This window comes from Streptomyces sp. NPDC054783 (genome assembly GCF_053611725.1).
In genome coordinates, this window is sequence record NZ_JBSHAY010000083.1 from 1 (window position 1) to 6,868 (window position 6,868).

A 6,868-nucleotide genomic window follows, 5' to 3' on the forward strand; every position below is an offset into this window, starting at 1 on the left:
ACCTCCAGATACTCCTCGCGGTCTGGACCGGCGCCTGCCCCACCTGTCACCGCAACATGCCAGAGCCGATACGAACCTGACCAAGCACTACTAGTACTGCAACGGTGGTTGTCCTGAGTGCTGGGCAGTTTTCAGGGGCTGTGGCCGCGTCGTTTGTAGTGGCTGATGCGGGCTTGGTGCTGGCGTCGTCGGCGCCATGTCGACCAGTGCAGGATGTGGTCGATCGGGGTTGGGCGGCGGTTGGTGAGACGGGTGATCAGGCGTCGTATCTCGGCGAGGCTGAGGTGGATGAGCTGGGAGGATCCGTTTCTGCCTTGTCCGCATCCAGCTGGCGGGCCCGCAGGACGGTGAGGCATGCGTGGGCGGCCATGGCGAGGGTCATGTGGCGGTGCCAGCCGGGATAGCGGCGGACCTGGTAGTCGTCCAGACCGCACTCCTGCTTCGCGGTCTGGAAGCATTCCTCAACTGCCCATCGGCTGCCCGCGATGTGGATCAGCTGATCCAGGGTGGTCTCGGCGGGGCAGTAGGCGATGTAGTAGGAGATCTCCTCCGGTCGGCTGACGCTGCGGCGGGCGATCACCCAGTGCCGGCGGTCTTCGCGGTGCCAGGGCCTCACCTCGACGCGGGCCCAGTCATAGATCCGGTGGCCGTGGACGCCCGCGCCGCAGGAACGGCGTTTCCACCTCTGCCGCGGCAGGCCGGGGAACAAGTCGTGGACGGGATGGTCGATCGCCCAGCGGGTGACGACCGTGTCGTGCCGGGTGGTGGCCATGACGTGGAAGACGTCCGCCTGCTCGAGTTCGAACCGCCAGCCCTTGCTGAAGCCGTAGGCGGCATCCGCCGTCACCCACCGAAACGGGATCCGGTCCGCGATGGCCTTGCGGACCACCGCCTTGGCCATGACCACCTTCGTCTCGAACGCGACGCCGTCCTCGATACCGGCCCGGCGGCAGCGTTCCCGGTCGTCCGTCCAGGACGTGGGCAGATACAGACGGCGGTCGATCAGCGTGCGTCCGCGGCCGGTCGCGTAAGCGAGGAAGACACCGATCTGGCAGTTCTCCGTGCGGCCCGCGGCGCCGGAATACTGCCGCTGTACCCCGGCCGAGCGGATGCCCTTCTTCAGGAAGCCGGTGTCATCGACGATGAGGACCGCCTCCCGGTCACCGAGGTTGTCGACCACATAGCGGCGCACGTCGTCGAGGACCTCGTCGGCGTCCCATTCGATCCGGTTCAGCATCCGCTGGATACGGTCTGGCCCGCCGTGACCCGCCTCCTCGGCCAGGGGCCAGCTGTTCTTGCGCTGCAGCGGAGCGATCAGCCCCCGCATATAGGCCAGCGCCGACTCCCACGGCTCGGACCGGCTGAACCGGTGCACGAACCGCTCGTGCACTGCCTCCAGTTCACTCGCCCACACCCGCACATCAGCAAGGTCCCCACCCATAACCCCACCAACGAGCCACCTGGCCAACAGTCACGGTAGACACCGTTGCAGTACTAAGGCCACATGCGGCATCTCCTGGTCGGCACTTGCGGACTGCCGCTGCCGCTGATGGTGATGGTCACTTCACTTGCCATCGGCGGGTAGGCAGACGACAAGGCGGGCTCCGGGGGCATGGTCCTCGATGTCAATACTGCCGTGGTGGGCAGTGATGATGTCACGGACGATGGCCAGTCCAAGTCCGCTGCCGCCGGTGTCTCTGGCGCGTGCGTCGTCCAGGCGGGTGAAGCGGTCGAAGACGCGGTGTCGGTCGGGTTCCGGGATGCCAGGTCCGTCATCGTTGATGACCAGTTGCGCGGTGCTGCCGCAGACACGGAGGCTCACTTCGATCCGCCGGACGGCGTATCGGAGGGCGTTGTCCAGCAGATTGCGTACGACGCGCGCGAGGGCGTCAGCGTCGCCATCCACGCGTGCCGCGCTGACAGCGTGCTGGTCGATGGTGAGCTGCGTGCGCTCGCGGGCGCGGCGGACCTCAGCGAAGACGATCTCGTCCAGGTCCAGGGGGCGCTTGCGGAGTCGGGGACGGGCGTCGAGGCGGGCCAGCCACACTAGGTCGTCGACGAGGCGTGAGAGCCGTTCGCAGTCCTCCACCAGGGTTGGAGCCAGGGTGCGCCAGTTGGCGGAGTCGGAGTGCCGGGCGGCGACCTGGAGTCGCGTGTGCAGGCTGCTCAAGGGGCTGCGCAGCTCGTGGGCGGCGTCCGCGATGAACTGGCGCTGCCTTTGTGCGGCAGCCTCCAGCCGGGCGAGCAGATCATTGAGCGTGATGGCGAGCCGGCCCAGCGCGTCGGCGGAGGGGGGGACATCGAGGCGGCGACTGAGGTCGGAGGCGGTGATCTCGGCGGTCTGGGCACGCACCACCTCGACGGGGAGCAGCGCACGTCCGGTGAGCATCCACGCGACGCTGGTCAGCGCGGTGACGGCCAGCGGCACGCCGACGGCCAGACCGCCGGTGAGCTGGGCCAGACCGATGTCGACGTCATCGGTGGGCACGGCGGCGTACACGGTCACCGGATTTTGTCGGGTGCCGGCAGGGACGGCTACGGCGCGCCAGCTCACGTTCTCGCCGTGGAGCAGGTGCTGCAGGCTACGGGCATGCGGTTCGTCGGAAGTGGTCGGTGGGAAGGCAAACACCCTGCTTCGGCCCTGCAGGTTCGGTGAGCTGGACCGAACCGCGCCTTGTCTGTCGATGACCTGGACGGTGATGTCACGATCGCCGGGGGAAGGCAGGGTGACAGGGAGTTTTCCTGAGTCGACGATCTCCGCGACGGCCTGGGCCCGCTGCCAGGCGGCCTGGTCGAGGCCGCTGATGAGGGTGGTGCGCAGCCAGGCGACCAGCACCACGGCGGCACCCACCAGTCCCACCGTGATCACGAGCGCCGCAGCGGTTGTCAGGCGTAGCCGCAGCGACCGGCGGGGCCACCAGTCCCGGAGGGGGGTGGCCATTGCGTCACCTGCCAGCGCTGCGCAGCCGGTAGCCGGCTCCGCGGACGGTGTCGATCAGTCGGCGCTCGAACGGGACGTCGATCTTGCGTCGCAGGTAGCCGACATAGACCTCGACGATGTTGAGGTCGCCGTCGAAATTCTCGTCCCACACGTGGATGAGGATGTCGGTCTTGCTGACCACCTCGTCGCGATGGCGGAGCAGGAATTCCAGCAGTGCGAACTCTCGTGCGGTCAGCGTGATTTCCTCTCCCGCGCGGCGGCATCGGCGGGAGGCAGGGTCCAGGGTGAGGTCGTCGGCTGCGAGCACCGCGGGCCGGGCCGGTGCCCCGCGTCGCAGCAGCGCTCGCACGTGCGCAATGAGCACGACGTAGGAGAACGGTTTGCTCAGGTAGTCGTCGGCTCCGAGGTCAAGGGCGTCCGCCTCGTCGTACTCGCCGTCCTTGGCGGTGAGCATCAGCACCGGGGTCCATACGCCGGCAGCCCGCAGCCGCTTGAGGATCTCATACCCGGACAGTCCGGGCAGCATGATGTCCAGCACGATGACGTCCTGCTGCTCGTGGACAGCATGCCAGAGCCCGTCCACGCCGTCGTAGGCGACATCGGCGACGAAGCCCTCCTCGGCGAGACCGTAAGCGAGCCCCTCGGCGAGGCCGCGTTCGTCCTCGATTACCAGCACCCGCATGATCGCCTCTCCTACCACTCTACGCCGCACCCTAAGGGCTGTCCCGCTATCGACCTCCGCGGCGTAGGGTCGACGGGACGGTGCGGCCAGTGGCGCCGTCCCGTCGACCTGAGAGGGCATCGTTGAACCCGAACCCCACCTGCTGCTTCTGCTACCAGGTCATCGATCTCGACCAAGACGGGGCAGCCGCCGAGCTCAGGCTTGGCGCCGTGGACCCGGGGCGCGGAGACCAAGTGCGACAGAAGGCCTACGCCCACTCAAGCTGTCTGCGCTAGCGAGTCCATCCGAGCATCGACCTCTGGTGGGAGTTCTGAGGCGGGTCCGGCTTCCAGAGCTGCCGATGGCAGGTGCGATGATCTTGCGGTGTCTCGTGTGGTCTCGGCGTCGGAGCCTTCCTGGATAGCCCATTCACCGGGCTGAGTCCGCGAGCGTTCGGAAAGCTGCTCGCCCAGCTGCGACGCGAGGGCGCCAATGCGACACGACCGGGCCGGCCCTGGTCCCTGCCGCTGGAGGACCGGGTGCTGCTCGTCGCCGCGTACTGGCGCACCAACCTGACTCTGCGACAACTCGCCCTGCTGTTGGGGGTGTCCAAGTCGGCGGCGGATCGGATCGTGGACCGCACGGGGCCGCTGCTAGCACTGAACCAGCGCTAGCGGTTCCGTCACGGCACTGTGCTCATCGTGGACGGGACGCTGGTGCCGACCCGTGACCATCAGGTAACGGAGCAGTCGAAGAATTACCGCTACTCAACCAACCACCAGGTGGTCGTCGACGCCGACACCCGCCTGGTCGTTGCCGTCGGCCGCCCGGTTCCGGGCAACCGCAACGACTGCAAGGCGTGGTCCGAGTCGAGTGCCGCGGAGGCGGTGGGCAGGACGACCACCATCGCCGACGGCGGCTACCAGGGGACCGGACTGATCATCCCGCACCGTCGCCCCGCCGACGGCGACCTGTGCGACTGGAAGAAGGAGCACAACCACTCCCACATACAGGTCCGTGCCCGCGTCGAGCATGTCTTCGCGCGGATGAAGACCTGGAAGATCCTTCGCGACTGCCGCCTGAAAGGCGAAGGCGTCCACACCGAGATGCTCGGCATCGCTCGCCTGCACAACACGCTCCAGGCTGCGTAGTCCTTCCACGCCACCCCGAACCTCGGCAACACCTGCATATCAGAGATCAATTGCGGGACTAAAGCTTATTCCGTAACCGGTGGGGCGGTTGGTGCGTTGGCCGGGCATGGGTGGGGTGATCTCAGCAGGTGATCCGAAGTGGATCGAGCCGTTCTCCGGGCTGAGCGAGTCGCAGTTCGCCAGGCTGGTGGCGTTGGTGCGCCGCCGCGGTGGTGACGTTCAGCGCGGCCGTCCCTGGCGGCTGCCGCTGGAGGACCGGGTGTTGCTGGTGGCGAGGTACTGGCGCACGAACCTGACGTTGCGGCAGGTGGCGCCGTTGTTCGGGGTCTCGAAGTCTGCGACTGACCGCATCCTCGATCACCTGGCGCCCTTGCTGGCCATCTCGCCGGCCCGGCGGCCGCGCAAGGACACCGTCTACATCGTCGACGGCACCCTGGTGCCCACCCGTGATCGCAGCGTGGCCGCGTCCAGTAAGAACTATCGGTACTCGACGAACCTGCAGGTGGTGATCGACGCCAACAGCCGCCTGGTGGTGGCGATCGGCCTGCCGTTGCCCGGAAGCCGCAATGACTGCCGGGCGCTCACGGAGTCCGGAGTCGACCGGGTCTGCCGCGGCGCACCGACCATCGCCGACGGCGGATACCAGGGCACCGGCCTGCTCATCCCGCACCGCAAATGACGAGGTCAGACACACCTCAGCCCGCAGCAAGAAGCGGAGAACGCCGTCCACCGCCGGGCGCGAGCTCGGGTGGAACAGGCCCTGTCGCGGCTGAAGAATTGGAAGATCCTGCGGGACTGTCGACTCAAGGGCCACGGCGTTCACCACGCGATGCTCGGCATCGCCCGACTACACAACCTGGCCCTCACCCGATAACTCACACCCCATACGGGACAACCTCTAGTAGGACTCCGTTACTGAGCTCTCCCGATTGGTGTCGGCTGGTGGGTGAGTGTGAGTCCGGTGCCGGTGAGGCAGCCGTCGATCAGGTCGGGGCGGAGCTGGATGTGGCGTAGGCCCCGGCGGAGGGTGCGTTCGAGGTGGTCGTCGTCGGTGAAGGCGGTGTTGGCCAGTGGGCCGCGCCGTAACAGCGACCAGACGCCCTCGACCGGGTTCAAGTCCGGTGCGTATGAAGGCAGTTGGATGATGGTGAGCCAGTCGTGTGCGGCCGCGTAGTCACGCATTCCGGCGGCCCGGTCGGTGTTGAGATTGTCCCAGATCAGCACGATGGGAGCCTGGAGCTGAATGTGGGCGCGGACGACCAGGTCGCGGTAGTCGCTCCAGGCGAAGGTGTCGCGTCCTTTGCCCCGGTGCTCGCGGTGGCGGCGCGGCCGGTAGATCAGCCGGGAGGTCTCGCCCGGCTTGTAGCAGCACATCGCGGCGATCGACCAGCGGCGCCAGGAGCGGCCCCGCATCCGCACCACCGGCGTGTGCCCACGCCGGCCCCAGGTGCGAGCCCGCGGCGGCGTCATCGAGAACCCGGCCTCGTCCTCGAAGAGGATGTACGCGCCTAGGAGTTGTCGTCAAATGTCACGCCCACTGCTGGTCAGGCCGCCACGGGAGCGTCCGAGGCCCGGGCTACGGATCCCCCTTTTCGAGCTCCGGCGGCATGCTGGTGGGCGCGGACGATGGTCGAGTCGACTGACACCAGCCAGTCGATGTCCCCGGCCGCGTCCGCCCGCGCCTGGGCGGCCCGGAGCATCCGCTCGAAGGTGCCGTCCGCCGCCCACCGACGCAAGCGGGTGTGCAGCGTGGCCCACGACCCGTACCGCTCGGGCACATCCCTCCAGGCCGTCCCGGTCCGGAACTTCCACACGATCCCGTTGAGGACCCTTCGGTCGTCCAACCGCTTCCGCCCCCGCAAGGATTCGGGCAGCAGCGGCCGGACGAACTCCCATTCGGCATCGGACAGTTCATGGCGGCGTATCACCCGACCATGATCCACCATCCAAGATCATTTGAAGACAGGTCCTAGTAGTGCTTGGTCAGGTTCGTATCGGCTCTGGCATGTTGCGGTGACATGTGGGGCAGGCGCCGGTCCAGACCGCGAGGAGTATCTGGAGGTCGCGGGCGGCCCGGTAGAGGCTCAGGCCAGCGCCGTCTCTTTTGGGGATCGG

Annotated in this window: 3 protein-coding genes and 4 pseudogenes; 2 read left to right on the forward strand and 5 right to left on the reverse strand. The window is 67.6% G+C overall.

Going from position 1 to position 6,868, the window contains the following annotated elements:
- Nucleotides 1–256: 256 nt before the first annotated feature.
- The 3 genes from ACWGJ5_RS46190 to ACWGJ5_RS46200 all read right to left on the reverse strand — a co-directional run bounded on the left by ACWGJ5_RS46190 (nt 257) and on the right by ACWGJ5_RS46200 (nt 3,623).
- Nucleotides 257–1,441 (reverse strand): IS701 family transposase, encoded by a 1,185-nt coding sequence (locus ACWGJ5_RS46190; RefSeq protein WP_453315587.1) that lies wholly within the window; start codon nt 1,439–1,441, stop codon nt 257–259.
- Nucleotides 1,442–1,564: 123 nt separating this feature from the next.
- Nucleotides 1,565–2,941 (reverse strand): ATP-binding protein, encoded by a 1,377-nt coding sequence (locus tag ACWGJ5_RS46195; protein WP_453315588.1) that lies wholly within the window; start codon nt 2,939–2,941, stop codon nt 1,565–1,567.
- A 4-nt stretch (nt 2,942–2,945) separates the two neighbouring features.
- Nucleotides 2,946–3,623, reverse strand: coding sequence for a winged helix-turn-helix domain-containing protein (locus ACWGJ5_RS46200; RefSeq protein ID WP_453315589.1), 678 nt, complete (start codon nt 3,621–3,623; stop codon nt 2,946–2,948).
- A gap of 363 nt (nt 3,624–3,986) precedes the next feature.
- On the opposite strand from ACWGJ5_RS46200, the pseudogene ACWGJ5_RS46205 reads away from it, so the two are divergent.
- Nucleotides 3,987–4,753 (forward strand): annotated as a pseudogene (locus tag ACWGJ5_RS46205) (transposase).
- A 106-nt stretch (nt 4,754–4,859) separates the two neighbouring features.
- Nucleotides 4,860–5,627: pseudogene (locus ACWGJ5_RS46210) on the forward strand (transposase).
- 38 nt (nt 5,628–5,665) lie between these two features.
- Here ACWGJ5_RS46210 and ACWGJ5_RS46215 read toward each other — a convergent pair.
- A pseudogene (locus tag ACWGJ5_RS46215) lies at nt 5,666–6,262 on the reverse strand (transposase); the annotation flags it as partial.
- A gap of 30 nt (nt 6,263–6,292) precedes the next feature.
- A pseudogene (locus tag ACWGJ5_RS46220) lies at nt 6,293–6,699 on the reverse strand (IS5 family transposase); the annotation flags it as partial.
- Nucleotides 6,700–6,868: the final 169 nt, after the last annotated feature.